Annotated in this window: 28 protein-coding genes and 3 pseudogenes; 11 read left to right on the plus strand and 20 right to left on the minus strand. The window is 44.3% G+C overall.

What is annotated here, in order from left to right; translation table 11 throughout:
* Positions 1-231 precede the first annotated feature (231 nt).
* The 5 genes from Dvar_RS32645 to Dvar_RS32665 form a co-directional block, all read right to left on the minus strand.
* Positions 232-510: a site-specific integrase gene (locus Dvar_RS32645; protein ID WP_419657315.1), complete on the minus strand. Its 279-nt coding sequence runs from the start codon at positions 508-510 to the stop codon at positions 232-234.
* A 391-nt stretch (positions 511-901) separates the two neighbouring features.
* Positions 902-1207 (minus strand): HigA family addiction module antitoxin, encoded by a 306-nt coding sequence (locus tag Dvar_RS32650; RefSeq protein WP_419657316.1) that lies wholly within the window; start codon positions 1205-1207, stop codon positions 902-904.
* Positions 1208-1229: 22 nt separating this feature from the next.
* A complete protein-coding gene (locus tag Dvar_RS32655) occupies positions 1230-1442 on the minus strand; it encodes a type II toxin-antitoxin system RelE/ParE family toxin (protein ID WP_419657317.1) in 213 nt (70 codons plus the stop codon).
* Between the two features lie 3 nt (positions 1443-1445).
* Entirely contained in the window at positions 1446-2837 is a 1392-nt protein-coding gene (gene tnpC / locus Dvar_RS32660; protein WP_419655468.1) for an IS66 family transposase, read from the minus strand.
* Between the two features lie 463 nt (positions 2838-3300).
* Positions 3301-3777 carry an N-acetyltransferase family protein gene (locus Dvar_RS32665; protein WP_419657318.1) on the minus strand — a complete coding sequence of 159 codons (477 nt, stop codon included), beginning with the start codon at positions 3775-3777 and terminating at the stop codon, positions 3301-3303.
* Between the two features lie 148 nt (positions 3778-3925).
* Between Dvar_RS32665 and yefM (Dvar_RS32670) the strand changes: the two genes are divergently transcribed.
* Both yefM (Dvar_RS32670) and Dvar_RS32675 read left to right on the plus strand, forming a co-directional pair.
* Positions 3926-4177, plus strand: coding sequence for a YoeB-YefM toxin-antitoxin system antitoxin YefM (gene yefM / locus Dvar_RS32670; RefSeq protein ID WP_419657319.1), 252 nt, complete (start codon positions 3926-3928; stop codon positions 4175-4177).
* Positions 4174-4429 (plus strand): annotated as a pseudogene (locus Dvar_RS32675) (Txe/YoeB family addiction module toxin). Before yefM (Dvar_RS32670) ends, Dvar_RS32675 begins: the two are co-directional and overlap by 4 nt.
* Positions 4430-4575: 146 nt before the next feature.
* On the opposite strand, the gene Dvar_RS32680 reads toward Dvar_RS32675, so the two are convergent.
* The 9 genes from Dvar_RS32680 to Dvar_RS32720 form a co-directional block, all read right to left on the minus strand.
* Entirely contained in the window at positions 4576-5019 is a 444-nt protein-coding gene (locus tag Dvar_RS32680) for a hypothetical protein (RefSeq protein WP_419657320.1), read from the minus strand.
* Positions 4989-5282, minus strand: a complete 294-nt coding sequence (locus Dvar_RS32685) for a hypothetical protein (protein ID WP_419657321.1) — start codon at positions 5280-5282, stop codon at positions 4989-4991. The genes Dvar_RS32680 and Dvar_RS32685 overlap by 31 nt, the downstream gene beginning before the upstream one ends.
* Before the next feature lie 414 nt (positions 5283-5696).
* Positions 5697-6626: a YceI family protein gene (locus Dvar_RS32690; protein ID WP_419657322.1), complete on the minus strand. Its 930-nt coding sequence runs from the start codon at positions 6624-6626 to the stop codon at positions 5697-5699.
* A gap of 385 nt (positions 6627-7011) precedes the next feature.
* Positions 7012-7635: a type 1 glutamine amidotransferase family protein gene (locus Dvar_RS32695; RefSeq protein WP_419657323.1), complete on the minus strand. Its 624-nt coding sequence runs from the start codon at positions 7633-7635 to the stop codon at positions 7012-7014.
* Positions 7636-7731: 96 nt separating this feature from the next.
* Complete coding sequence (locus Dvar_RS32700; RefSeq protein WP_419657324.1) at positions 7732-8019, minus strand: hypothetical protein; 288 nt, start codon at positions 8017-8019, stop codon at positions 7732-7734.
* A 321-nt stretch (positions 8020-8340) separates the two neighbouring features.
* On the minus strand, positions 8341-8733 hold the full coding sequence (locus Dvar_RS32705; RefSeq protein WP_419657325.1) for a hypothetical protein: 393 nt from the start codon (positions 8731-8733) through the stop codon (positions 8341-8343).
* Positions 8734-8921: 188 nt separating this feature from the next.
* Positions 8922-9476 carry a hypothetical protein gene (locus tag Dvar_RS32710; protein WP_419657326.1) on the minus strand — a complete coding sequence of 185 codons (555 nt, stop codon included), beginning with the start codon at positions 9474-9476 and terminating at the stop codon, positions 8922-8924.
* A 509-nt stretch (positions 9477-9985) separates the two neighbouring features.
* Positions 9986-10501, minus strand: a complete 516-nt coding sequence (locus Dvar_RS32715; RefSeq protein WP_419657327.1) for a hypothetical protein — start codon at positions 10499-10501, stop codon at positions 9986-9988.
* Between the two features lie 132 nt (positions 10502-10633).
* Positions 10634-11437, minus strand: a complete 804-nt coding sequence (locus Dvar_RS32720) for a reverse transcriptase domain-containing protein (protein WP_419657328.1) — start codon at positions 11435-11437, stop codon at positions 10634-10636.
* A gap of 339 nt (positions 11438-11776) precedes the next feature.
* Between Dvar_RS32720 and Dvar_RS32725 the strand changes: the two genes are divergently transcribed.
* Together Dvar_RS32725 and Dvar_RS32730 are read left to right on the plus strand one after the other, a co-directional pair.
* Complete coding sequence (locus Dvar_RS32725) at positions 11777-11956, plus strand: hypothetical protein (RefSeq protein WP_419656365.1); 180 nt, start codon at positions 11777-11779, stop codon at positions 11954-11956.
* The gene (locus tag Dvar_RS32730; RefSeq protein WP_419656366.1) at positions 11946-14144 is read left to right on the plus strand and encodes a recombinase family protein; all 2199 of its coding nucleotides are present in this window, start codon (positions 11946-11948) and stop codon (positions 14142-14144) included. The genes Dvar_RS32725 and Dvar_RS32730 overlap by 11 nt, the downstream gene beginning before the upstream one ends.
* Before the next feature lie 22 nt (positions 14145-14166).
* Here Dvar_RS32730 and Dvar_RS32735 read toward each other — a convergent pair whose 3' ends face one another.
* On the minus strand, positions 14167-14394 hold the full coding sequence (locus Dvar_RS32735) for a reverse transcriptase domain-containing protein (protein WP_419657329.1): 228 nt from the start codon (positions 14392-14394) through the stop codon (positions 14167-14169).
* Here Dvar_RS32735 and Dvar_RS32740 point away from each other — a divergent pair.
* The 3 genes from Dvar_RS32740 (at position 14334) to Dvar_RS32750 (ending at position 17052) form a co-directional block, all read left to right on the plus strand.
* Complete coding sequence (locus Dvar_RS32740; RefSeq protein ID WP_419657330.1) at positions 14334-14675, plus strand: DUF5372 family protein; 342 nt, start codon at positions 14334-14336, stop codon at positions 14673-14675. The genes Dvar_RS32735 and Dvar_RS32740 overlap by 61 nt on opposite strands.
* Positions 14676-14694: 19 nt before the next feature.
* Complete coding sequence (locus Dvar_RS32745; RefSeq protein ID WP_419657331.1) at positions 14695-14826, plus strand: hypothetical protein; 132 nt, start codon at positions 14695-14697, stop codon at positions 14824-14826.
* A 144-nt stretch (positions 14827-14970) separates the two neighbouring features.
* Positions 14971-17052 (plus strand): recombinase family protein, encoded by a 2082-nt coding sequence (locus Dvar_RS32750; RefSeq protein ID WP_419657332.1) that lies wholly within the window; start codon positions 14971-14973, stop codon positions 17050-17052.
* Between the two features lie 1015 nt (positions 17053-18067).
* Here the strand turns inward: Dvar_RS32750 and Dvar_RS32755 are convergent.
* The 3 genes and pseudogenes from Dvar_RS32755 to Dvar_RS32765 all read right to left on the minus strand — a co-directional run bounded on the left by Dvar_RS32755 (position 18068) and on the right by Dvar_RS32765 (position 20254).
* Positions 18068-18445, minus strand: coding sequence for a hypothetical protein (locus Dvar_RS32755; RefSeq protein ID WP_419657333.1), 378 nt, complete (start codon positions 18443-18445; stop codon positions 18068-18070).
* 733 nt (positions 18446-19178) lie between these two features.
* Positions 19179-19347: pseudogene (locus tag Dvar_RS32760) on the minus strand (transposase); the annotation flags it as partial.
* 133 nt (positions 19348-19480) lie between these two features.
* Complete coding sequence (locus tag Dvar_RS32765; protein ID WP_419657334.1) at positions 19481-20254, minus strand: transposase; 774 nt, start codon at positions 20252-20254, stop codon at positions 19481-19483.
* Between the two features lie 301 nt (positions 20255-20555).
* On the opposite strand from Dvar_RS32765, the gene Dvar_RS32770 reads away from it, so the two are divergent.
* The 4 genes and pseudogenes from Dvar_RS32770 to Dvar_RS32785 all read left to right on the plus strand — a co-directional run bounded on the left by Dvar_RS32770 (position 20556) and on the right by Dvar_RS32785 (position 23446).
* Complete coding sequence (locus Dvar_RS32770; protein WP_419657335.1) at positions 20556-21572, plus strand: IS110 family transposase; 1017 nt, start codon at positions 20556-20558, stop codon at positions 21570-21572.
* Positions 21573-21979: 407 nt separating this feature from the next.
* A pseudogene (locus Dvar_RS32775) lies at positions 21980-22704 on the plus strand (transposase); the annotation flags it as partial.
* 239 nt (positions 22705-22943) lie between these two features.
* Positions 22944-23195: a YoeB-YefM toxin-antitoxin system antitoxin YefM gene (yefM, locus tag Dvar_RS32780; protein WP_419657319.1), complete on the plus strand. Its 252-nt coding sequence runs from the start codon at positions 22944-22946 to the stop codon at positions 23193-23195.
* The gene (locus tag Dvar_RS32785) at positions 23192-23446 is read left to right on the plus strand and encodes a Txe/YoeB family addiction module toxin (RefSeq protein ID WP_419657336.1); all 255 of its coding nucleotides are present in this window, start codon (positions 23192-23194) and stop codon (positions 23444-23446) included. Before yefM (Dvar_RS32780) ends, Dvar_RS32785 begins: the two co-directional genes overlap by 4 nt.
* Positions 23447-23771: 325 nt before the next feature.
* On the opposite strand, the gene Dvar_RS32790 is transcribed toward Dvar_RS32785, so the two are convergent.
* Positions 23772-24371, minus strand: coding sequence for a hypothetical protein (locus Dvar_RS32790; RefSeq protein WP_419657337.1), 600 nt, complete (start codon positions 24369-24371; stop codon positions 23772-23774).
* Positions 24368-24826 carry a C-GCAxxG-C-C family protein gene (locus Dvar_RS32795; protein WP_419657338.1) on the minus strand — a complete coding sequence of 153 codons (459 nt, stop codon included), beginning with the start codon at positions 24824-24826 and terminating at the stop codon, positions 24368-24370. The genes Dvar_RS32790 and Dvar_RS32795 overlap by 4 nt, the downstream gene beginning before the upstream one ends.
* Positions 24827-24838 lie beyond the last annotated feature (12 nt).

Below are 24838 nucleotides of genomic sequence, written 5' to 3' on the forward strand. Positions count from 1 at the left end.
AGCCTTCCCCCAAAACCTATCAAACCGACATCTTACCTTTTGTTAAACGCGTTCGCGTAGCCGATTACGTAACGATGCATCGTTTTTCTAATAACCACTAACGGCGCAACGGCATAAAGTGATTTAAAATAATGAAATACGATGGAAACGTGACATTATTTTACCACGCCTAAAAAATGGTTCGGGCGCATTAAGGTACTAAAATTTTATGATTATTCCTTGTGTGAAGCCTCAAGTAACGGGAAAGATAGCGTTACACTTTTTGCGTCTTAGCATATGATGGTAGAAAAACCGCAACCCTGAAATGACAACATTACGAGTGCTGGGGCTTTTCCCCGTTTCTTTCAGATGCAACAGATAGTCATCCACATCAGTTTGGGTTAGTCGATCCGGTGGCTTCTTGTGAAACTTTGCCAAACCTTCCACTGCCGCCAGGTAAGACTGATGAGTCCTTGGTGAGAAATCTTTTAGCTCCATTGCCCGAATCATTTGGTGACGCAAGTGTGACATGAGTTGCCTCCATTGATAAAATTGAAAATTGAGGGGTTATACCGCTGAAGGGAACAAGAATGGAAACAAAGAAAAAAAGGAAATAAGGTAGGAATGTATATGAAAAACAGATTGTTAACTGCCGTGTAGCGGCTTAGTCCAACGGGCTGCGGATTACATGGTTCTGTCCGCTGCATCCGCTTGATGGCTGGCGCATAGCGACAGTCATCAAGCGGATGGCAATCCGCAGCCCGATGGCGTGGCGCGAAGCGCCACGCCATCGCTTCAGTTCACCAGGGCGCAGGGTGGAATGTAAAATTTTCCAAAATAAGAAAAACCTTTAGAAAGACGTCGTACTTCAGGAATGCCACGGCCCCTGCGCTCTGGTGGAACTGGTTGTTCGCTTTTCTTTTTATAGGTTAGGATGAAGTATTTTGTCAGATAGTGGACGGACACGCTTCCAGTCGTTCGAGGAATGTTCTGCTTGCCAAAGATCATAATGCTTTTGCAAATTCAGCCACAATTCAGGTGTCGTATTAAAAGCTCTTGAAAGCCGTAAGGCCATATCAGGCGTTACAGCCCCCTTTTGGTTTAAAATTTTTGATAAGGTTTTTCTGGATACATTTAAATTTGAAGCCATTTCTGTTATTGAAATCGCCAAGGGTTCAAGATAGTCTAATTTAATGATGTATCCAGGATGTGTCGGTTGTCGTTTCATTCGTCTCATGATATTGCGCCTTTTAATGGTAATCGTCGTAATTAACGACATATGCATCACCATCAATAAATTTAAAAAAGATACGCCAATTCCCAGACACTCTTACCGAATATTGGCCTTTCAGGTTTCCCGTTAGTTTATGTAAATATGACCCAGGATAATTCATGTCTATAATATCATTGGCGCCATTCAATCGATCTAAAATTCGTAAGCGTTCACGGGATAGGCACGGCAAGAATCAAATCCACGCAAGATCAGGAATCGATTTTTGGAAATAGGCTTTGACGCAATCCACAAGAACAGGAAAAGTTGCCTTTGCTTTGATACGGCAAGTTTCTCTTAGAGATAAAACACGTTCCACCCAGCGGTTTCCTTTTTCGCTTTGGGTGCCAAGGCTGCGTTTTCTCCACAGCACACCAAAGCGCAACGCTCTTTCGGCACGATTGTTGGTGGGCTCAACGCCTTCGTGATCCATGAAAACCCAGAGGTTATCAATTTCCCGGATGATTTGGCGTGCGAGTCTACCGGCATCGGTCTCATCAGATTCCCAAAGGGTGACGGTAAACAGAAAGAAGGTATAAAAATCCGACCACTTCTTTGGGGCGGGAGGCTCTTTGGCAAAATGGACCAGTTGCCTCAACCAGCCAGCGATGATTTCTCCAAAGCGTCGCAAATCGGCCTTTTTCCTTTCCGCGAGTGCGTCGGCTTTGCGAATCAGATGGGCCAGACACGTTTGGCGGTTGACCCATTTACGATACAGACCATATCCATCGCTGACAAGGATTCCTTGCCAGTCCTGGATCAGGTGATCGAAGGCTTCTTTGGATCGATGAGGATCGATGCGATAAAAGGCGACCCGCTCATTGACCATGGCCCACAGCCAGTGCAAATCGTTTTCCCTGAACCATGAGGTCTCGTCGATATAGTTGCACCAGAAGCTGCGGGCGATCCGCCCGATCTCATCATACACCGGCAGCAGCGCTTCGGCGTTACGGTCGACGAGTTTTTGGATAGTTCCTGTAGAAATAGGGATTTGCAGTACGGATTCGCAAAACTGCTTGACGTCGTTTCTGCTCATCGCCTTGATGCCGCTCAGTTCTCCGACCAGGGCGGTAAAACGCGGGCCATAGCCGGTGGCCTGTTCCGGTGGAAGCTGGGCTTTGACGGTTTTGCCGCAGTTGGGACAGTCGCATTGCTGGAGAATAAAGTGGCTGACTTCCATCTCGATCTTAGGCAGTTCAATACGTTGGTGGACGTAAAACGGCTGCATTTGCTTTGGATCAAAGTGTGTATTTCCGCATGAGCAACGTTTCGGCATTAACCATTTGGAATCAGTCGGATCCAGTATTTGCTGCTGATGCGCCTTGTGACCTTTTTGTCCGCCCTTGGAACGATTGCTCTTTTTCTGTTTGCGTTGCTTTTTAGCAAAAGGCGGGTCTGAAGATGGCGGTTTGCTGGAATTATGAGAATTTTTTTGGGTACTCACCTCAAGCTTTTCAATGCGCTTTTCGTGGGATTCGACCTGCTTCTGCATATCGTCCAGCGTACGTTCCAGGTACATAATGTAATGCCGCACCATCTCTGGTGTCTGTAGCCAATCGAGCTCTGAGAAGGGTCTTTTGAGTGCCATGAAAAGCACTTTATCATAGGTAAAATAAAAAATCTAGCGATTTTTTCAATTATTTCAGATAGTTGCTGATGGCTTGTTTTTTCTTTTGTTTTCTGATGGTTACGACTGGAGGGTAAACATCCAGAATACCCCCTGAACGCTTACTAAAATTCTTGCTATCTTATCAGCATGTTCAGGGCGGATTCCTTTTTTGCTACCATCATAAAAGAAATCCTCGAGTCCTTTATGTTTGAACGATTTGATCATAGTTCATGATGTAACCCATAAGGTTACATATGTCAAGGTTCTTATCAGTTGGTAAGTGTTTTGAAGCGAAACGGCCTGTGTCAGCGGGCGCGACGATCTATCAGCGATCCGCTGAACACAAAAGTTCTGTATCGATTAATTATATTCCCCTATGACCTCGATTAAGCCCACTATATTGTAGTTCAATTCATCAAGATCATCAGCTGGTATCCACCATTCACTGTGATTTTTGCCACCTACCTGCTGGATTTCGTATTTCCAATTTTAAAGTCATTGCTTTTGACTCAAAACCATTAAAATTGCCAATGAATTTCTTTTCGATCCTAAAGCCAAGGCTTTTGTATAAATTATTTGCAGCCTCATTATTTTGTGCAACATTAAGAACAATAGAACCTTTCAATGTACTCAACATTTTGTTAAGCAACGCTCTGGCAACATTTTTCCTACGATGGTTAGGATGGACAAAAAGCCAAGATATATAATTCCCTTTATTACCAGCAAAACCTATGATTTTATCATTTTCTTCCATGACGATTATTTCTGAATCCTGAAATAATTTTATCATGTTTGGATCTTCCTGAAGTCGAATTAGTGCCTGTAAGTCCACAGATCCTCTCATTTCATCTGGTTTTGAGAGATTATAAATTTCTTCAACTTCTCTCCAATCTTTATCTGTGTATTGTCGAATTTCCATTTTTAACTTCCGCTTGGCTAACGGGCTGCGTCAGTGGGCGCATGGTCCTCGCGCTCCACTGAACGCGGATGTTGGGTTGTCCCTCATTCATGTTGACAAAACACGACCCGTGCTGTACAGTTTACTGTACAATAAATGGAGGAAAATAATGAAAGCCATATCTTACACCGCAGCACGACAAAATCTTGCTAAAACCATGGAACAAGTATGTCAAGATCATTCGCCGATAATAATTACTCGAAAAACCAATGAGTCCGTCGTCATTATGTCTCTTGAGGATTACAATGCACTCCAAGAGACAGCTTATTTATTACGTTCTCCTAAAAATACCAGACGTTTGATCGAATCCATTGCCCAACTTGAAAATGGAAAAGGAACTGAACGGGAGCTGGTCGAGTGAAACTGATTTTTTCCGATCACGCATGGGAGGATTACCTTTATTGGCAAAAAACCGATAAAAAAAATCCTCCGTAGAATCAACATGTTAATTAATGACATAAAACGTAATCCTTTTGAAGGCATTGGAAAACCTGAACCTCTAAAGCACGCATTTTCAGGATACTGGTCACGTCGTATTAACGATGAACATAGAATCGTTTATAAAACTTCGGACGATGCCATCCTATTAGCTCAACTTCGTTACCAATACTAATTTCTGCAATAGCAATAAACCCAACGCGAAACTAACCAGCGGCGTATAGATAGGAACGGCCTCCCGGAAAGTTCCCGATAATGTAAAACGCGATGATGTTCAATCCGCCCAGCATTTAGCCGTCTGAGTTTAGTGTCAGGTTAGGTTCAACGCATGTTAAGCTCTTTCTCATATACGACAGTATCTCCTTCGCATACCTTTATAGCTGAAGCAGGAACACGAAGTTTTAGAATTAAATCTTCTACATACGGAAGGTAGTCAGTGCCACTAGGCAGAACGTCAGTAAGGTTTTCCTTATCTTGGTGAAAAAAATAAAGTTTGATTACCTTAGGATCATTCTCATTTGCACCTGAATGAATAAGGGTAAGGGTTGGACCACCACGGCGTCCAGGATCCCAACCTCGATGATCATCGTCATAAACCCATAATGGAAAGGGGCGACTAGCATGCTGGAAAATAGCTATCACAGCTTCACGTACATTCTCTATTGCTGCATCGGCAACACTTTTATCTGGAAAATATTCATTTTCTGATATGAATCGATGTACATAGCCTTTTCTTAAGTTTTGAAGAGCTGAAACACGCGCCAAATCCCGGAGCCCCAATCAAGCCTCATGAGTCCGTTATTCTCAATTGCTTTATCCAAATTCCTTTTAAAGCTATATGATATATTAGGCTCGTTTAAAGCATCCTGGCAGGCAATTTCCATTACAGTCCAAGAAGTAGTTACAGCCCATCTGACATATGTTCCTCTATCCCATTTATTATTTGCTTGACGTGCTAAAGACCGTGCATGCAGCGCATCGGTCCAGAGGTGATAGTGAGGATTTTCTACAATCTTTGGATGGTTCATTTTGTCCCCGTAAAACCTAACATTGATATTCTATAGACGTCTATTTTATGTCCCATATGGGGATGTTCTATAGACGTCTTGATAACATTCCAAATAGGGGAATAAAATTGACGTTTTCAGCCTACCGTCGTATTTGGAACCAATTTTTTATCAGGAAATTAAGTTTACAGACACAAAAAGATTACCTTGCGTCGGCCAGCCCTGTCAATTGTTGTGATAGACTATGTAAAATCGACGGTAATTGAGCGCTGACGGAAGATACGTACAGGGTATTTGCCTTCTCAGTGGCACTTATAAACCTTTATTTCCAGCTATCTACAGAAATGTCAGATCGTGTGGATTATTTGAGTGAATCGTCATAGGCGAATTTAATATACATTTCTATTATGCAATTATCGTACAGGATCGCCACCTTCACCTTGCGACAATTCGCACTTGAAAGCTTATTAGATCAAAAACAAGATGCATTCCAAGATGTTCATAAAACCTGGCTGATCCATAAATAACGCCCCATTTTGTGCGATCGATGTCAAAATGCGCTTCAGCTACAAGATCATCTTCTGGTGTCCTTACTATAGTTGCCACAAAATCTTGCTGGACCTTGATTCCCCTTAATTCTAATGTTCCGTTTACTTTATAATTTGGTAGGCTTAAATAAGGCTTTTTTACGGATATCGCTTGATTAATCCCAAATTTTGCCTTTGGAAAAATTTTTGTTAGGAAAAAATCATCGGATTTAAGGTGAGCAATCAAGACTGGCTGTAATTCATCGCCTTCAAGATTTATATTTATGATGGAATCCATGTCTATCTCAAACATACCGGTTATAATTCCATCCCTGACGGCGAGCTTTCCATTGACGATTTTGACTGTTCCGAAGTGTGTTGTATTTGGATTTCGGCCTCTCCATTCGATAGCACTTTGATTAGTATCAACGTGATATGATCTATTTTCAAGTTTCAGGAAGGTCTGAGGATCGACTGGTTCATTAACAGCTTCACCCTCAATAGTTAAACCTGCGGATCTCCAAGCTTCAATGCCACCTTTTAATATATATGTATATTTGTAACCATTCCGTTCAAGTTTTTCAGAAGCAGTAGCGGCATCCACGGATTTATTGCTGGATCCGTAAAGAACAATAATAGAATCCTTATTATTTGTTATGGACTTGACTTGCTCGATGAAAGTCACTTCGAAAACACATGCATTCATCGCGTTTGGTATATGTCTTTTTGTAAAATTATCAACTTTTAGAACGTCAATAATGTAAATGGTTTTTTTCCCATCGATCCAGGCATGAAGTTCCTCCGGGGACATTTCTTTTCCTATTTTGGACTCAACCATCTTTGACTCCTTTTTTTGGTCACCGTTGCAATTCTGCCCCATTAATGGCGCACTAAATAAATAGAAATTACCTTGCACAAGCAGGCCTGTCAAATGTTGTGATATATGGATTTTGGTCCACCTTGCCGGATTGATAGTGAGAGCAAAGATTAGAGTTCAGGGTATTTGCCGTCTCATCAGCTATTAAAAACATGAATTTTCAAATATTTACAAAAATGTCGAATCGTGGGGATTAGTATATCGTATCATTACCAACGGGCGACGGCGAGTTTGGTATTGTTATGTGTAACGAAGCCCTGAATGAATTCGGATGAATGAATTGATGATATCTGTAACGCTCTGCTGTGGGGCGCGCGGCTTTTTGCGCGTCCCTACTAGCGGTTGGTTATGCAACTGATGCTTTCATTAGTGCATCTATATATTCTGGTTGTCCCGTTTTATAAAGATTATACCAAGCATCCAACACTGGCATTAAGTAAAGATCGAGACAGCGAAAAATATGGAATGCAAAGTCAAGAGGTGCGATTCCAGATGCTGTTATTAGATTGCCATCTGTTACCGCTGGAGCATCTTCATAAAAGGTTGAACCTCCGTACTTAGTGGCAGAAAGATATTCACGCGAATTACTAGTATGTCTACGATGATCAAGTAATCCTCCTCGGGCAAGTCCGGCAGTAGCACCACAAATCGCTGCCACAGGTATGTCTAACCCGATAAATTGTTGAGCAACCTCCACTGATTCCATATTCTTTCCTTCATCCCAAGCAATCCCGCCCGGCAAAATAAACATTGCGCTGTTTGTTGGAGAAAGCATGTCGAGTGTGATGTCAGGAATAACACGAAGTCCACCCATAGTTACAACTGGGCTTTCCCGTAACGCGACAGTACGGATACAGTGACTATCTGGATTTTTTTTAAACTGCGGACTATTTATCCCAGCTACTGCAAAACCTATTTCCCAATCTGACAGACTATCAAATACAAAAAGATGTACGTTTTGTTTTTTCACTTCATATCTCCTATGCATAACGCTTTTCTTTGGGGCGTCATGGTCCTCGCCGTCCCCAACAGAAAGAGGTTATAAGCCCACATGTCTTATGCAAACTCAATCAATCTTCAGTTTCTTTACAAAATTATCTTGATAATCTCGCTCAATTCTTATTTTTTCCAGTTCTTCTAAAGTATAATCGCCATCAAGTTTGTACTTGCGTTTCATTTCATCAATTTGGCGCATTCTACGCCGGTACTCGTATGGCAGATATAATAAGCTAAATAAGCCTATTATCAAACCTGATATAGAAAATCCGCTTAACCCGAATATGGAAATGTAAATCCAGATGCCGCCATTAATAGTGGCTAATATTCCGAAACTTATTTTATCAAAATTTTTCATCGAATAGGTTCTATTTTTTTGCTTATAACGGGCTGCGGATCAACGGCAGGTTCGCCGTCTAATGTGGCGCGATAGCGTCACGATTAGGCGGCGGTTCTGTCCGCTGCATCCGCTTGATGGCTTGCGCGTAGCGACAGTCATCAAGCGGATGGTAATCCGCAGCCCGATGGCGTGGCGCGAAGCGCCACGCCATCGCCATGCTAAGCGGGCCGGGAATAAACACTGCCAAGTGCTCAAAATATGTAGGGCTTCCAAAAAATGACAATGCTCAAAATGACAACGCTTTTCCCGGTCCGCTTAAGCTATTGGTTCGCATTTAGTTTATCCATCTCTGAGTGGTGCATCAACTAGATCTTCTACAGGGTGAAACTCTATATCAAACCATTCTTTGAATGTTTTAAAATCTCTTGTTTTAGGCCACCTTTCAGGCAATATTGTTCCCCATTCTTGTAGTTGCCTTTCAAAGATCATATCGAAATAGTGAAAAATAATTTCTTCCTTTTCTTCGTCATTATCATATTCTGGCAGAAGGTAAGTGGTGTTGTTGAAATTAATTTCAGCGAGAGTAATTTTTCCATTCGAAGTGGGTAAAGATTTTACCCAATCCAAAAAAGGCTCTTTAATTTTTATAATTGCAATTGATCGATTTAGCATATTTAATCTTTTATATTTTGAATGCGAACGGGGAGCTGAGGGGCCAGGCTCTTTAAACACCAAAACTCCCTATAAAAAGTTAAATTTTCCTTAACCAAATACTTCCGAAAGGGCCGCGTAGTATGCCTGGTCCCTTCGAGCGTTTTGTTGGCACCTTTGATAACCACGGATAGCTCGGGAGAGAGATGGGTTTTGTCTCGCTCTACCCGAGCTCTGTGGGTTTTTACGAACCAGCCTGTTTTACACAATCAGTGAGATGGCTGATAAGGGAACGCCGAATGATGGACGTTGATCAATAGCTTGCCATCTGCGCCGCGAATATAACCGAAGGTAAATTCTACCTTGGCTTCTTTGCCGGTGTTGGCATCTGTGAAAAAGTAGTTACCCATCGCTACAGCGGAGTCAGTGTCGATTAAAATACCGGCATTCTCAAACCGGACGGCTGACCATGGCTGGAGGGCAAATCCGTGATCCTCGGGAACCACGCCAGTCACAAAGTATGAGATCGCATCGGACTCAGTGAGACGGAATTGCTGCGCGGCAGCCTTGGTTGGCTTGAATAGCACTGTGCCTTCATCATAGGCGTAGAGTGTATCTACATGAGTAGCAGCCAGAGCCTTATAGTCTCCTTTCTTCACGTAGGCGCTACCTATGGCAACGATACCATCGCCCCAAATTTTTTGTGCTTGATGTACATCAGCTTCAGTAATTGGCTTGGTTGAGATTGGATCTTGTCCAACCCAAGCGCAACTGCTCATAAGTAGGAGACACGCACCGATTACAGTAGAAATAGCTTTCATCATAGTTGATTCTCTTTGAATATGGGTTAATAAGTAAGGTCTGAATAGGACCATTCTGAACTTGTCAGACCACGCTGCGGTGCAAATTGGATTTGCACCTTATTTCAAAATCAACGACTTCCAGTCGCAGGTCTTGGCGACACATCACTGTATCCCGAACCCTCTGAGCTGATCAAAGATTCCTCAGACAGAATAACCGCTTCACATTGGTGACCGTCCATACGCGTTCTTCCTCCCTTCTGCGCCAACGGGCTGCTGATCAGCGGCAAGTTCGTCGCCTAATGTGGCGCGACAGCGGCACGATTAGGCGGCGGTTCTGTTCGCTGCATCCGCTTGATGGCTGGCGCGTAACGACAGTCATCAAGCGGATGGTAATCCGCAGCCCGATGGCGTGGCGCGAAGCGCCACGCCATCGCTAAAATCAGGTGGCAGCCAGGGCTTCCACTGACTTCAATAAAGGTATTAAACTTCAATTCAAAAATGAAATAACAAAAGCGCCTTGGCCCTGGGTGTCACCTGGATTTAGTTGTTATGCTCAACTGATGTAAAGAATTGTGTCCTTGGCCTTCGACTCTCTCCTTAATTACCCTTAAGACTTTATTTGCAAATATTACATGAAAAGGTATTGTAAAAAAACAATATACTTTTTCCATAAAACTTGGATCTTCAAAAATGAGATCAAAGTTGAGTATTGTTTCGCTATTGATAGAAGTAAGCGTATATCCTGTTCGGCAATTGACGAAGAATGACCTTACAGTGAACCAATATTTAAAGGGTTTTTCTGATTCTGTTAACGTAAAAGGTCCTATTGAATCACCAACATTTAAAATCAATATGTCATCGGTCTTATTAATGTGCATTGCTCCAATGGCAGAGCGTAATCCATCCACTAAAAGGAGCCTCAAAAAAACGAAAGGCTTTGTTTCTAATATCTTATAAATTGGAAACTTGTTTGGCATTGTTTCAATTAAATCAAATACAATTTCAGGAGATGACTTTATCTGGATGTTTCTTTTATCTTGAATCATAACCACCTTCTTCTTTAAATGATAAGCAATTGAGGTAGGACGGCCAGATACCCGACCGCCCCCTCACAGATCCCTGTGTGCGGTTTTCCCGCACAAGGCTCTTCAGTATTGTTCGCTTCGTACAAGCGCCTTTCAGCTCCAATAACCAATAATCCGGGGTTGGGGTATCTCAAAATGTTTGAGCAACTCATTGTACCCGTTCCAATTGTAACTCTTACGCTGACTGCGTCGGTTAAGCCATTTGAACACGAGCCGCCGGGCATGGTGATTGAAAGCGCTCAGCATCTCCATATTGCCAGAGACTCCGTAGTAATTAAAATGTCCCAGTAGCTTGGCGCTGAGGCCTTCCATTATTTCGACCATGTCTGATGTATGGCGTTCGATTTTGATCCACTTCGTGAGCGCTGCTAAGGCTGTACGGAACTTCGGTTTCGCTGTCCGCATTTTCACCAGCGGCTTGTTCTTTCGACTCAAGCTCCAGCGAAATTCGAATCCAAGAAAGACAAATGATCTGTTATTCCTGGTCTCAAATCGGGAGAACTTTATAACACGGGTCTTTTCATGAGACAGCTCCAGGTTAAATTTCCCCAAGCGCTTGCCCATAACCCGCCTCACCTTCTTAAGATCCCGATGGTATTGAAAACAGCACACGTAATCATCAGCGTATCGCATCAACAATACATCTCCGTCGCACCGTGGTTTGACGATCCTCTCAAACCACAGGTCCAGCACGTAATGCAGGTAGATGTTTGCCAGCACGGCGGAAACAACACCCCCTTGTGGGGTACCGGTGACAGGTGATATTACCTGGCCGTCGGTCTCCAGTATACCAGCTTTCAACCATTTCCGGATAAGGCCAAGGAAAGCTCGATCCTCAATCCGTTGTCCCAGCATCTTTAGAAGCCAATCGTGATCAATATTATCGAAGGAAACCACGACACACTACCCACCTCGACGGTTTTCCTCAAAGTGTAGAAATAATACGCAACCGACACCCATTGCAAGGACAATCCCTGCAAGTTCTCGGATGGACACACCGAGATGGAAAATTAAATTTGACACTGGTTCTGCCAGACGGGAGCCGATCGCTCATTCCGGCCGATTGGACTGATCTGAATGAAGGCAACTCCACAGCGACTATCCGCCTTCCGGCATCTAATTTGATTGCCACTACAAGCCACTTGCTCCATACACGCAATATAGTGGATGCTCTTCTTTGTAAGCTCAATTCTTCAAAACAAGAATCGAAAAAAGCTTCAAAGGAGGGCCGCAATCATGCCAAGACAAATGCAACTTTGGGCCACCCCAAAAGAATCGCCTCAGTCTCAGAAAATTTGGAGAAACCTCGAACATCAGCTTCAAAAAGACGTCATCGCCGCTCTGGCAAACCTGATTTGCAAAATGGTTCTTTCACAAGACGCAAATCAGAGTCAGGAGGAAAGCCATGAGCGATAGCAGAAAAGTAACATCAACCCACTTGCAACGATGCGCATACGTGTATGTACGTCAATCAACAGCCGCTCAGGTTGAATATAACCGAGAGTCTACCGATCGACAATATAAGTTGGTCGACCGAGCCATTGGTTTGGGTTGGCCCAAGCAACAGGTAACGGTTATAGATGACGATCTTGCTCAATCCGGATCCAGTACGATACAGCGCAGTGGATTTACAACAATGACCGCAGAGGTTGCCTTAGGCCAGGTTGGACTGATTCTTTCCATCGAGGTCTCCAGGGTAGCCCGCAACAACGCGGATTGGTATCGACTGCTTGATTTGTGTAGTGTCACCGACACGCTGATTGGTGATGAGGACGGCTTGTACCATCCGGGGCTTTTCAATGATCGACTGCTACTTGGATTGAAAGGAACCATGGCCGAGGCCGAACTGCATGTGATACGTGCCAGGCTCGAAGGAGGCATTCGCAATAAGGCAGCCCGTGGTGAATTGCGCCGTGGGCTACCAGTCGGTTTTATCTGGGGTGAACAGGATGGTGAAGTCCTAATGCATCCAGACCAGGCAGTCACCGGAGCTATTCGTACTGTTTTTGAAAAATTTGCTCAGATAGGGTCAGTCCGCCAAGTATGGCTTTGGTTCCAATCCAACCAACTGAATTTCCCACTGCAAACAACCACTTTGCCAGAGATAACATGGGTTGCGGCCAGTTACCACGCCATTCACTCGGTCTTAACGAATCCGGTCTATGCAGGCGTTTATGCTTATGGTAAAACAAAACAAGAATCCTTCGTGGATGAATTCGGGCAGGTAAAAAAACGAGTCAAGCGTTTGCCTCAAAAACAATGGGCGGTATTGATCCAGGATCACCATAAAGGATTTATCGACTGGGAGACCTACGAGATGATTCAGGCTCGAATTGCCAAAAACACCAGACCTGTTGAACATCAAGCCACAGGAGCTGTTCGAGAAGGTGCGGCGCTGCTGCAAGGTCTCGCCACCTGTGGCAAATGCGGTCGTCGGCTCAGAGTTTACTACCAAGGGAAGTATTCTACTCCCGGATATTATTGCGCTGCGAGTCAAGCCATGGAAGGTCGGGCTCGTTATTGTATGCGTGTCGGTGGTGTCAAAATCGATGAAGCAGTAGGCAATGCTTTCCTTGAGGCCATCACTCCTGCCGCAATGAAAGCGGCGTTGCTTGCCGAGAAAAACATTGCAGCGGATTATGACGCTGCTCTTGAACAATGGCGTCTGCAAGTTGAACGAACCAGGTACGAGGCTGATCGTGCACAACGTCGCTATCATGCAGTAGAGCCAGAAAATCGTCTTGTGGCTCGCACATTAGAGACACAGTGGGAATTATCTCTAAGCGATCTCAAAGATGCAGAGAGAGAACTTGAGCGGCGTCAAAAGCAAAGACCTGGAAAATTAACACCTGAGCAGCGCAACAGCATTCTTAGTTTGGGTAAGGATCTCAAACGCGTTTGGCAAGCACCCACGACAACTGATCGCGATAGAAAAGAGCTGCTTCATATTCTTCTTGAAGAAGTAAACATCTCTTTAAAACGAAAAGAGAACAAAGCTCATTTGATCCTGCGATGGAAAACAGGCAATATCTGTGAGCACGAAGTAAATTTGCAATATAAAAACGTTCCCCCTCTCCGGACTGATCAAGACACTATCGAGCTTGTGCGCCGTCTTGCCGCGCACTATCCTGATGCAGTTATTACCGGCATACTCAATCGGCAAGGTAGAAAGACCGCTCGCGGTGATCGGTTCACCGCAAACAAGGTCGGAAATTTACGCCGGTATTGGAAAATCCCCCGATTCGATGCTTCGACGGTTCCCACCGATGGAAAATTGGTAACGATCACAAAGGCGGCCGAAATACTCGGCATTGCTGCTTCAACAGTCCATCGCTGGCTTGCTGACGGTTTCATCGCCGGTGAACAGATCACAGCAGGAGCACCCTGGCAAATTCGCATGACTGATGATCTGCGGTCTCGCTTTATCGAAAAAGCCCCCGAGGGATACGTGACGATGAAGGAAGCCAAAAGCATTCTCGGTGTTTCACGGCAAACGGTGTTGCAACATGTAAAGCGCGGGGAGCTAAAAGCCGTTCATGTTCGTCGCGGCAAACAAATTGGCTTATATATTAAAGTGTTAAGCAAACAGATAGGTCTCTTTTAATCCTTTCATAAAAAGGGGGGCATTATGGCGAGGGCTCCAAAAACTTTTCAAGGTCCATGTCCACGACCCATCGGCACCCCGCTTTTATGTATTCGCGGGCCTGATATACAGCGTCGTGGGCGGACCGGCCGGGCCGGAACCCGTAGCTGTAATCGGAGAAGCCTGGATCGAAGATCGGCGTTAATACCTGTGCAATGGCTTGTTGGATCACCCGGTCCAGCACACTCGGCACGGTCAAAGGTAAAAGCACTTCACAACAGCGAGCCTTCGGGATGCGCTAAAATTAAACATCCATTTCATCCTCTTCTCGATCAACAATTTCCTATATTAAAAACCAGAATCGTTTCGGGCTGTCAAACCCTGATCCTGCAGGGGGCAGCTAACGGAACATTTGCCGTCCCTATTGAATGGACCGATCAGAATAGTAGCTTCAGCCCTGATCATCATCAACAAGAAAATTTGATACTTGATTTCCGGGGCCTTTTGGCGCTGAACGATTTCCTCAAAAAACTTGATATCTCTATTAAATAATTGACAAATGAAATTTAAAATGGATTACATCCCCCTGGATTACAAAGCGCAAGCTTTAGAATATATAGAAAATTTTCGCCACATAAAAACGATTCTGGAAGAGCTTTGCGAAATCAACCGCGAGCTGATAAGGCGGCGGGAAAAACTTTAGCCAGACCCCCTCCATACCTCTGACGGAGCCTTTAGATGGCCATGGATTGCTTTGATATTCAAGAGTTAGCCATTTTATTGGCTAACATGCTCGAAAATGCAATGCAATGTGATGACGTCCAACTTTGGACAGCGGAGGTAGAAGATGAACAGCAAGATTCAAAAATTTCATCTGCAGAAACCAGCCTATATTTATCTGCGCCAATCAAGCATGAATCAGGTCCGGCACAACCAGGAAAGCACCGAGCGCCAGTATGCCCTGAGGGACAAAGCCATCGCACTGGGATGGCCGGCGAACATGATTCATATCCTGGATGGGGACTTGGGTCTATCGGGTTCACATGCAGCCCTGCGCAAGGATTTCCAGAGCTTGGTCGCCTTGGTCTCAATGAGCAAGGCCGGTGCGGTCTTTGCGCTGGAAGCGTCCAGACTGTCCCGATCATGCACAGACTGGCACCGCTTGTTGGAGCTTTGCACCTTCACGAGTACATTGATCATAGACGAAGATGGATGTTACAATCCGTCGGACTTCAACGATCAATTGCTATTAGGCATCAAAGGAACTATGTCTCAAGCCGAGTTACATTTTCTTCGCGTGCGCCTCCAAGGCGGGAAGTTGAACAAAGCTAAAAAAGGAGAACTCAGGCGACCTTTACCAGTAGGCTATGTTTACGATGATGAAGATAAAATCGTTTTCGATCCCGACATGCAAGTTCAACATGCGCTACGCTTTTTGTTTGATTCTTTTCGCTTGACTGGTAGCGCTTACGGTGTGGTTCACAAGTTCTCGAAAGAAGGTCTGGATTTCCCCAAACGATCTTACGGCGGTGTTTGGAAAGGCAAGTTGATCTGGGGCCGCTTGACAGAAAACCGTGTCCTTGGGGTATTGAAAAATCCAACCTATGCCGGGGCTTATGTTCATGGCCGGTATCAAAGCATTAAAGAGATCGGATCGGATGGGACCTTTCGTTCCACAGCGAAAAGGATGCCCATGTCGTCCTGGACCGTTTTAATCAATGACCACCATGAAGGTTACATCACTTGGAGAGAATATATAGACAATCGAAAAATTCTTGAGAGTAATCGCACCAATGGAGAAGAGACCATTTTAAAAGGCCCGGCCAGGGAAGGGTTGGCTCTTCTCCAAGGACTTTTACTTTGCGGATGTTGCGGTCGTCGACTGACGGTGCGCTATAAAGGCAATGGCGGGATCTATCCCACCTACGAATGCAACTGGAAACGCCGAGAGGGGCTCTCGACCGGGTCATGTATGCACTTGCGCAGTGATCTGATTGATACGCCGGTCATCAACAGAGTCCTTGAGGTGATTAAACCAAAACAGATTGAAGCGGCAGTTAAGGCCTTGGAAGAAATCGAACGAAGAGAGGAAGCTGTCGATAACCAGTGGCGCATGCAAATTGAAAGAGCCGAGTATGAAGCCAATTTGGCACAAAGGCGCTATGAAGCGGTGGACCCGGACAATCGCCTGGTGGCCGGAACACTGGAAAAAAGGTGGAACGAAGCACTGTTGAAGTTCGAAGAAGTCAGACACAAATTTGATGAACACAAACAAAAAAACAGGATATCTGCTACAGAAAATCAAAAAGCCCAAATTTTAAAACTAGCCCATAACCTTCCAAAATTATGGAAAGCTCATAGCACAAGCGCTAAGGATCGCAAACGTATTCTGCGCCTGATCATAAAAGATATCACCGTAGAGAAACTGGCTGAGCCGAAACAAATAGTACTGCATATTCGCTGGCAAGGTGGAGCCATAGAAGATATCCCGGTTGAAATACCAGCGAAATATTCTGATCAAATTCGCTATGGGGATCAAATTATCGCCAGGGTCAGAGAATTGTCCCAAAACTACACCGATGCACAAATTGCCAACCTTTTTAATGAAGAGGGGCTCAAGAGCGCTAAAAGCAAACGTTTTACCATATCTATGATCAAGTGGATCAGATATAAACACGGCATTTTAGGCCCTGTACTGAAACGGGCTGATGAGCTAACGGTCAATCAAGTGATGGATAGGTTCACAGTCAGTAGGTATGTCGTTTACCACTGGATTGAACGAAAAATTATAACCGCCAGAAGGCTCAACCATGGTTCGCCTTACTGGATCTCTATCGACCCGCAAAAGGAAAAAGAGCTGACCGAATTAGTAAAAAATTCAACTAAAATTCAAGACCAATCCAATCAACATTCCAAAACGAAGCAGTAGGAGGTGCAGTATGAGTTCACCGTGGGTATTCCCAGTGGGCGTTTCCGGTCGCCGGATTTGGGTATATAGCTGCGACGCACCAGCTTAGCCTTATAACGCTTTTCCTTTAGGTCCAACGCTATCCGGCCGACGTTTTCTTCCAATTCCTCCCCAAAGGCATCCCAATCGACTCGATCGACTCCCGGTGCCGCCTTCCGATTGAACTGTGGAAAGCACCAGCGTAGGTTCGCCTCGTTCAAAAGGCTGTAAAGGTTACCGAATCGGTGTTTTGGAGCTTCCTTTGCCCTCTTTGCTATTCCCCGCAGTGAGGTTTGCATATGTTGGTCAGCCTGTCTTATCTGCATATGTTTCCTTTACGGGCTACACAATACCGTCATCCCCTTCCCCATGTAATCGGCATTACCGTCTCAGAGTACTATGAGATGATCTGACTCCCTTCGCTTATTTGACCCATCGGACGGCCTTTTGGTGATTGTACCGTCCTACCTCTGACTTCTGAGGAGGTGGAAGGGTCTCCCAAGTTCCTGATGCCTCTCTCACCACATGCCACGCTCTTGGACCCCGGCAGTCCCTCGGGGATCTCACCATGACGATCCCTCTGTGCAGGCTTCCGGCACGTTAAAACCGTCGCCGACTGCATTGTGCTCTAACGGGGCTGAATTGCTTGAGGGAGGTACGTCTCCCCTGCGGCCTGCAGTGTTCCCTGTGTACGCTTCACGATCATTGTTCACCGGTATTAAGACCGATTCCGCCGATCGCGCAACACTCGGTACGGGCTGCTGGTTAGGCTTTGCCCGATGGGGACTTCCTGCCCAGGAACCGAGGCAGGTCACCCTATAAGAAGCACCAAGCTGCGCTTGGCGCACTAACGTTCTGCGTGACCGGACGGAAAATAAATAAATCCAATGATTATGACACGTTTAACGATGACTGCATATAAACAAAAACAGCATGTTTTTCCGTTCTGCTGTCTACGCAGTTGTTATGTCCACTTCATTCTTAGAAAAAGTTTAAACTAAAACGTAAAACTTTCAAGATACCATGAACCATCACCAGCATATGATATCGAAAATATAGCCGATACTTCTACCGTATTTACTCCTTCTACTAATTCCGTGCCAAAGGGAATGAAATCTTTTTGTCCTCTATTATTCCAAACCATGGTGTCTTTGTGATTAATAAAATCAACTTGTAACAGTGCTCTGTATTTATTATCCATCCATGAGGAAGATTTTACTGTAACAGTTCTCAATTCTAAAAAATCATTTTTTGCAATAATTGTATCATTTTTAATTGTTTTGAATATTTGTTCTTCTGTTGGATTATCTTTTGAACAAGCGAGCAGTACAGGGAACAATACTATGAAAAATAATATACAAATTATTCTTTTCATTGTTTCATCCTGTTAGTTTATGATTCATATTCTCTGCTAGTATTTTTAGATTTTAGCTATAACGTAGAGAGTTTTATCCGTCGTCCCGCCATACCATTGAAAACGAAAAGATGCATTCCACTCAAAAGCTGATCTGAACTCAAAATCTATTTGTCGCGCTGCGGGATGATGGATAAAACTGGTTGGACTAAGACAATTTAGAACATATTCTTAAAATGACTACCATTTTATATGGGGATTGTAAACACAGGACTGCCTCGCTGGTTCTGGTACAAGGACAGAATTAAAATTCTGGGGGTGATCGTGATTGTTGAATGGGTGAAAACACCGGACAACCGATCCTTTTCGTCATCAATCGCAATTTATGAGAATGCCGATTTAGAGCATTTCATGACTTGAGGACAAACCAATCCCATTACTTTCAGCACCTTAGAAATGCACGCCCAAGCTATCCCTGGAAAACAAGTTCGTGGATCGATTCGCTAAGAATCCTTATCGCTTACAGACGATGGCCTCAAAATATGGAAGGAACTGTTTCCGGACCCTTCCGGGATGTCGTATATCTTTTTCATCGTTCCTTGTTTGCAGCTTGGGCACCTCAATATGTCGATACCAGCCTGTGCCATCATTATTGCCTGGACGGATTGATCCTGCACCACGGGAATATCGGAGGACAAGTTCATCAACAAGCGGCACAGGCCAATGTTCTTTTTCTTGCTACGGTTCGATAAAAAACCATAATGCCGGATGCGCATGAACCGCTTGGGCAGTACATGCAACAAGAACCGCCGGATGAATTCGACCGCATCGAGGGTGACCGTTTCGGTCGTCTTGCGTTTCCTGTTTTTAATCGTGAACGTCACACGGCCGTCAGAAAAATCAGTGATGCGATGATTCGATATCTAGTCGGCATATTAGTCGGCGGGTCGGGCCGTAGCAACCTATTGTAATGTTTTAGTAAGAGCTGAAAACCAGGGCCTAAAATGGCCTTAATCGATACTTTTTGGTGCAAAAACGCGAGATTAAGGATTATCGTCACTGGTCCCATAAAATCGTGTTATCGACTTCGTAAGAATCAGCCGATCCGTAGGGCGTCATCGTTTCTCGCAGCTCAAATGAATCTCCAACCTGGCATATTTTTCGTCCTCTCGCTCTGAATCCGAGTGCTTCTTTTATTTTTTTGATGTAAGCTTCGCTTCCGACGGCAATGCTTTGCGACCATTTTGTCTTTCTGCTGTTATTCTCATCCTTCATGGCACTGTCTATACATTTGAAATGGGCATTCTTCAACTGCTCATAGGTGTCGAAACCCAGCAACCCCATTAGACGATCAAAATCGATAATTCTCTTTCTTTTTCGGGGATTCTGTATTTCATTGTATCCACACCATTGCCACTTTTCAGGGTGATCGACTGCGCCGGCACGGACCATGTTCATGTCGATGTAAGCAATGCATTGGCGCAGGTGATGATTCCCTTCCACAGCAGTAGCATGATAACGATCCTGCCAGAAGGCTCCTTTTCTTTTTTTCCGCAAGTTGTATTCCTGTCCGGTTCTGCCGGCGACCAGCTTGATCGAATCCGGGATAGCCGTATCCCCTCCACCGTCGAATAGAAGCAAATGAATATGGTTGGAGGTGACCATGTAATCCAATACGCTCAAATGGCGGTAACGTTTTTTTGCCCGATAAAGCCATTCGATCCATCTGCTACGATCTTTAGCGAATTTCAAAAGAAAGGCCCTTTTATGGCAGCGATGGGTAATATGCCAGACTTGACCGGGGATATAATGTCGCTTTGCACGGGCCATAAAGCAGTACTTCCCTTAAACGGATATTTTTGAGGGTAAAAACAGTGGATTAAGCTTGTTTTAAGCCTTTTTTTAAGCTACTAATCTTTTAATATCAATTGATTAGCGCGGCCTGATAATCATTAAAGTGCGGTTGCGGCCAGCAGAGAACCATCATGGACACCGAAGAACTGTTACAAATTTTCCACCTCAATACATGATGGTTCTCTGCTGGCCGCTAAAAAGAAAGGCACCTCCTTTCCATAGCGACCATCGCTGTGGAATAATAGAGTAACCAATCAACCAAATTGGGAGGTGCCATATGAAAACTTACGCTGGAATCGATCTTCATTCAAGTAACAGTTTTATTGGGGTAATCAACCAGAATGACGAAAAGCTCCACAGTCGTCGTCATAACAACAATCTCAAAGAGATTTTGAAGATGCTCAGAAAGTATAAAAAAAGCCTTCAAGGGGTTGTCGTCGAATCAACCTATAACTGGTATTGGCTGGTAGATGGGTTGCTGGAGCAGGGGTACAAGGTTCATTTAGCCAACCCGGCCGCCATCCAGCAATACAAGGGGTTGAAAAACAGGGATGACAAATATGATGCATTTTGGCTTGCGCACTTGCTTAGACTTGGCATCCTGCCACAAGGCTACATTTACCCCAAGTCATTACGCCCGATAAGAGATCTATTTCGAAGGAGAATAATGTTCGTAAAACAACGGACAGCTCAAATTCTCAGCTTACAAAGCATGATTGCCCGCAATAAAGGGGTGGAGCAAAGCGCAAGTGCCATAGCTCGCTTTCGCGACGATTTCATCAATCAGATGTTCGATAGTCCACATCTGGTATCCACCGCCCGTCACCAAATGGAAACGATTCGTTTTCTCGAAAAACAAATCAAAGATATTGAGTTGGAAGTAGATGGTATAGTAGAAATAGACCGCGCTTATCAAAAGCTACTGACCATTACCGGAGTCGGAAGAATTTTGGCAACAACCATCATGCTTGAGGTTGGAGATATTCATAGATTTAAAAATGCGGGCAACTATTCTTCCTATTGCCGCTGCGTCAAGGCGCAGAGCACATCCAACGGTAAAAAGAAAGGAAACAACAACCGTAAAAACGGAAACCGCTACCTGGCTTGGGCTTATGTTGAAGCAGCTAATCATAATAAGAAAAATTGCCTTCGTGCACGGAAATTTGTCGAGCGCAAAACGGCTGAGAAAAACTATACAGTGGCTATCAAGGCCCTTGCTAATAAACTGAGTAAAGCATCGTATTTTATCATGAGAGATCAAACAACTTACGATCCATCGTTGTTGTTTGGGTAAGATTTGGGTACGGCAGCAACCCAGGCTCGGGGACTGGTAAAATCCATATGGTCTGATTGGTGCTGCCGTATCCCGTCTGTTTTCGATTCGTCCGCCTATGCCGTGAACCACACAATGGGTGGTATCAACCACAGGTCTGAAAATACACTTGGAACCGGCATGGTACCGAAGGTCTTCTGGGGCTCTTTGAGCCAGGGATGGCATAGACCATCTTGATCCCGATGGGTGACGGGTGAGGATCGACCACAATCGATCTAACCGACCAAATTGAAGCTACGGGCGCGGGTGAAGGGAAACAGCGAAAACGTCGTTTAAACAAATAGGGGCTGTTTCTAAAAAAAGCCTTAACATTTTTACTCAGTTATGCTGGTATGCCCAGCATGAGAAGACATGAGATATCAGATGAGAAATGGAAAATTATAGGCCCTTTGCTGGTTCGTGAAAAAAAGGATCCGCGTGGCAGACCGCCTAAAGACGACCGATTAATGTTTAACGGAATTCTTTGGATCATGAAAACAGGAGCTCCTTGGCGCGATTTGCCTGAATCGTTCGGCCCATGGCAGACCGTTTACAAACGGTTTGCCATGTGGGCCAAATTGGCCATTTGGGATGACATCCTCTTGGTGGTATCGAAGGATGCCGACTTAGAATCGATCATGATCGACGCTTCTTATGTAAAGGTCCACCAGCATGGGACCGGCGCAAAAGGGGGCACTTCAATCAGGACATCGGCCGAAGCGCGGGTGGCCTGACAACTAAAGTCCATGCTTTGGTAGACGCATTGGGCAATCCTTTGCGTATTGGTTTGACCGGTGGAAACGTTCACGACATTGTTCCAGCTCCGGATTTGGTTTCCAGCCAATCGGCTGATAACCTTCTCGGGGATAAAGCCTATGACGCAGATCAGTTCATTGCTCAGGTGCAATCTCAGGGAATAAAGATTGTAATCCCGCCCAAACGCAACAGACAAGAAATGCGGGATTACGACCGCCATATTTACAAAGAGCGGCATCTGGTGGAATGCTTTTTTGCCAAGATTAAACAATGCCGTCGTGTTGCCACTCGTTATGAAAAATTGGCCCTAACATTTAAAGCCGTTGTCATGATAGCTGCTTGCTTGGTTTGGTTAGATTGATTTTTTTAGAAACAGCCCCTAATATGGGTCAAGCGAAAAAAGTCTATTTTTTCGTACGGGGAGGTGTTTTTTTTACTTGACCCGCACTTTAATGGGTGACCCATTTCAGATCACTGCGTCAGTGGGCGCATGGTCCTCGCGCTCCACTGAACGCGGATGTTGGGTTGTCCCTCATTCATGTTGACAAAACACGACCCGTGCTGTACAGTTTACTGTACAATAAATGGAGGAAAATAATGAAAGCCATATCTTACACCGCAGCACGACAAAATCTTGCTAAAACCATGGAACAAGTATGTCAAGATCATTCGCCGATAATAATTACTCGAAAAACCAATGAGTCCGTCGTCATTATGTCTCTTGAGGATTACAATGCACTCCAAGAGACAGCTTATTTATTACGTTCTCCTAAAAATACCAGACGTTTGATCGAATCCATTGCCCAACTTGAAAATGGAAAAGGAACTGAACGGGAGCTGGTCGAGTGAAACTGATTTTTTCCGATCACGCATGGGAGGATTACCTTTATTGGCAAAAAACCGATAAAAAAATCCTCCGTAGAATCAACATGTTAATTAATGACATAAAACGTAATCCTTTTGAAGGCATTGGAAAACCTGAACCTCTAAAGCACGCATTTTCAGGATACTGGTCACGTCGTATTAACGATGAACATAGAATCGTTTATAAAACTTCGGACGATGCCATCCTATTAGCTCAACTTCGTTACCACTACTAATTTCTGCAATAGCAATAAACCCAACGCCGGAATTGTGGTAGCCGCCGGGCGCTCCACTGAATAATAACGAGGACCGCCGGCCCCGGCGGTCCCACACCAATGACAGGTTATATGACCAATCTTATTTCTTATTTACTTTATCCCGATCTTCATACAAAACAAAAAAGGGCGGTTCGCCTGGACAATACTGTATTTTCTTCAGTTTCTCTAATTCAATAGTTGCTTCCCTGACCTTTCGAGCAACTTCCTTGTGACTTTTAGGCGTATAATCAGGATATAGCTGTTTCATAATTTCAGAAAACCAAAGGTTAAGCGATTCTATAGCTTAGCGCTCTGGTCCAAATAAAACCATCTCAAAATCATCTGTCGAAATGGATGTTGATGAATCTAACCCTTCCGACCTCATTTGTGAACAGATAGACATAAAAGTCTGCATAGACTCATTTGTAGAAAGATTCGCACCTTGTCGCTCGAAATTTGCTAACAATCCGATAATTTCCTCAGAACCATAAATGCATATTCGAGTTTTTGCATCGGCTGCCTCAGCAAGTAATTGATATCGCTCATTTGGGTTTGTTTTAGCGGCTTGAGCAAATTTGGAAACAGAACTGAGATAATCAATGTATGCCTGAGTTCTTAAAAGATCCTTTTGTTTTCGTTCTTCTGATGCACGAGAAAAATAATATTGAAGTCCGGCACCGATAGCGACGCCAACTAAAGGAAGTGTCCCTGTAATTATTGTTGCAATTTCTGACATAATTTTAATTACATTCGACTGATCAATTGATACCTCTTTTAAAGTAGAATCGTGAAATTCGATTTCTCTATTCATTTTATCAAACACATAACCGCCGCAAATCAGCCGCGCGGCTTTTTGCGTCGGCTGAATTTGCCTGGTATGCGATTTATGTAAATGGATATTCAAAAAATCTCTTCTAATATAATGATTGCACTGGATACAATTTGAGGAACTCTGCCTTTCTCTCGAATATGCTTTCGCCCTTCAATAGTAGACATATCAATTTCACCAATTAAATCCCTGCAATAGGTCGAATCATTACGGGCTTTAAAAAGATCCGCAAAATTGGCAACAGATTCATATGTGAGTTCTCTCGAATAACTGTCTTTTACGCTATTGGCTCCATATTTGAGCCCGATAACCATGTATGCAGCTGTCACGGCACCGCATGTTCCCCCCATAAACCCCATCCCGCCGCCAAAACCACTGGCAATTTTAAAAGCCCGTTCCTGTTCGAGACCCAACTGTGGGCCATAAGTCAGTAACACCGCCTCCGAGCAGGAATAACCAGCTCTAAGGTATTCAATTGCTTTGTTTATTTTTTCTTTTACATACTCCGGCCTCTTTGATTCCAACATCATCGCTCCTCCTTA

This window comes from Desulfosarcina variabilis str. Montpellier (assembly GCF_048565275.1).
In the GTDB taxonomy this organism is placed as follows: domain Bacteria; phylum Desulfobacterota; class Desulfobacteria; order Desulfobacterales; family Desulfosarcinaceae; genus Desulfosarcina; species Desulfosarcina variabilis.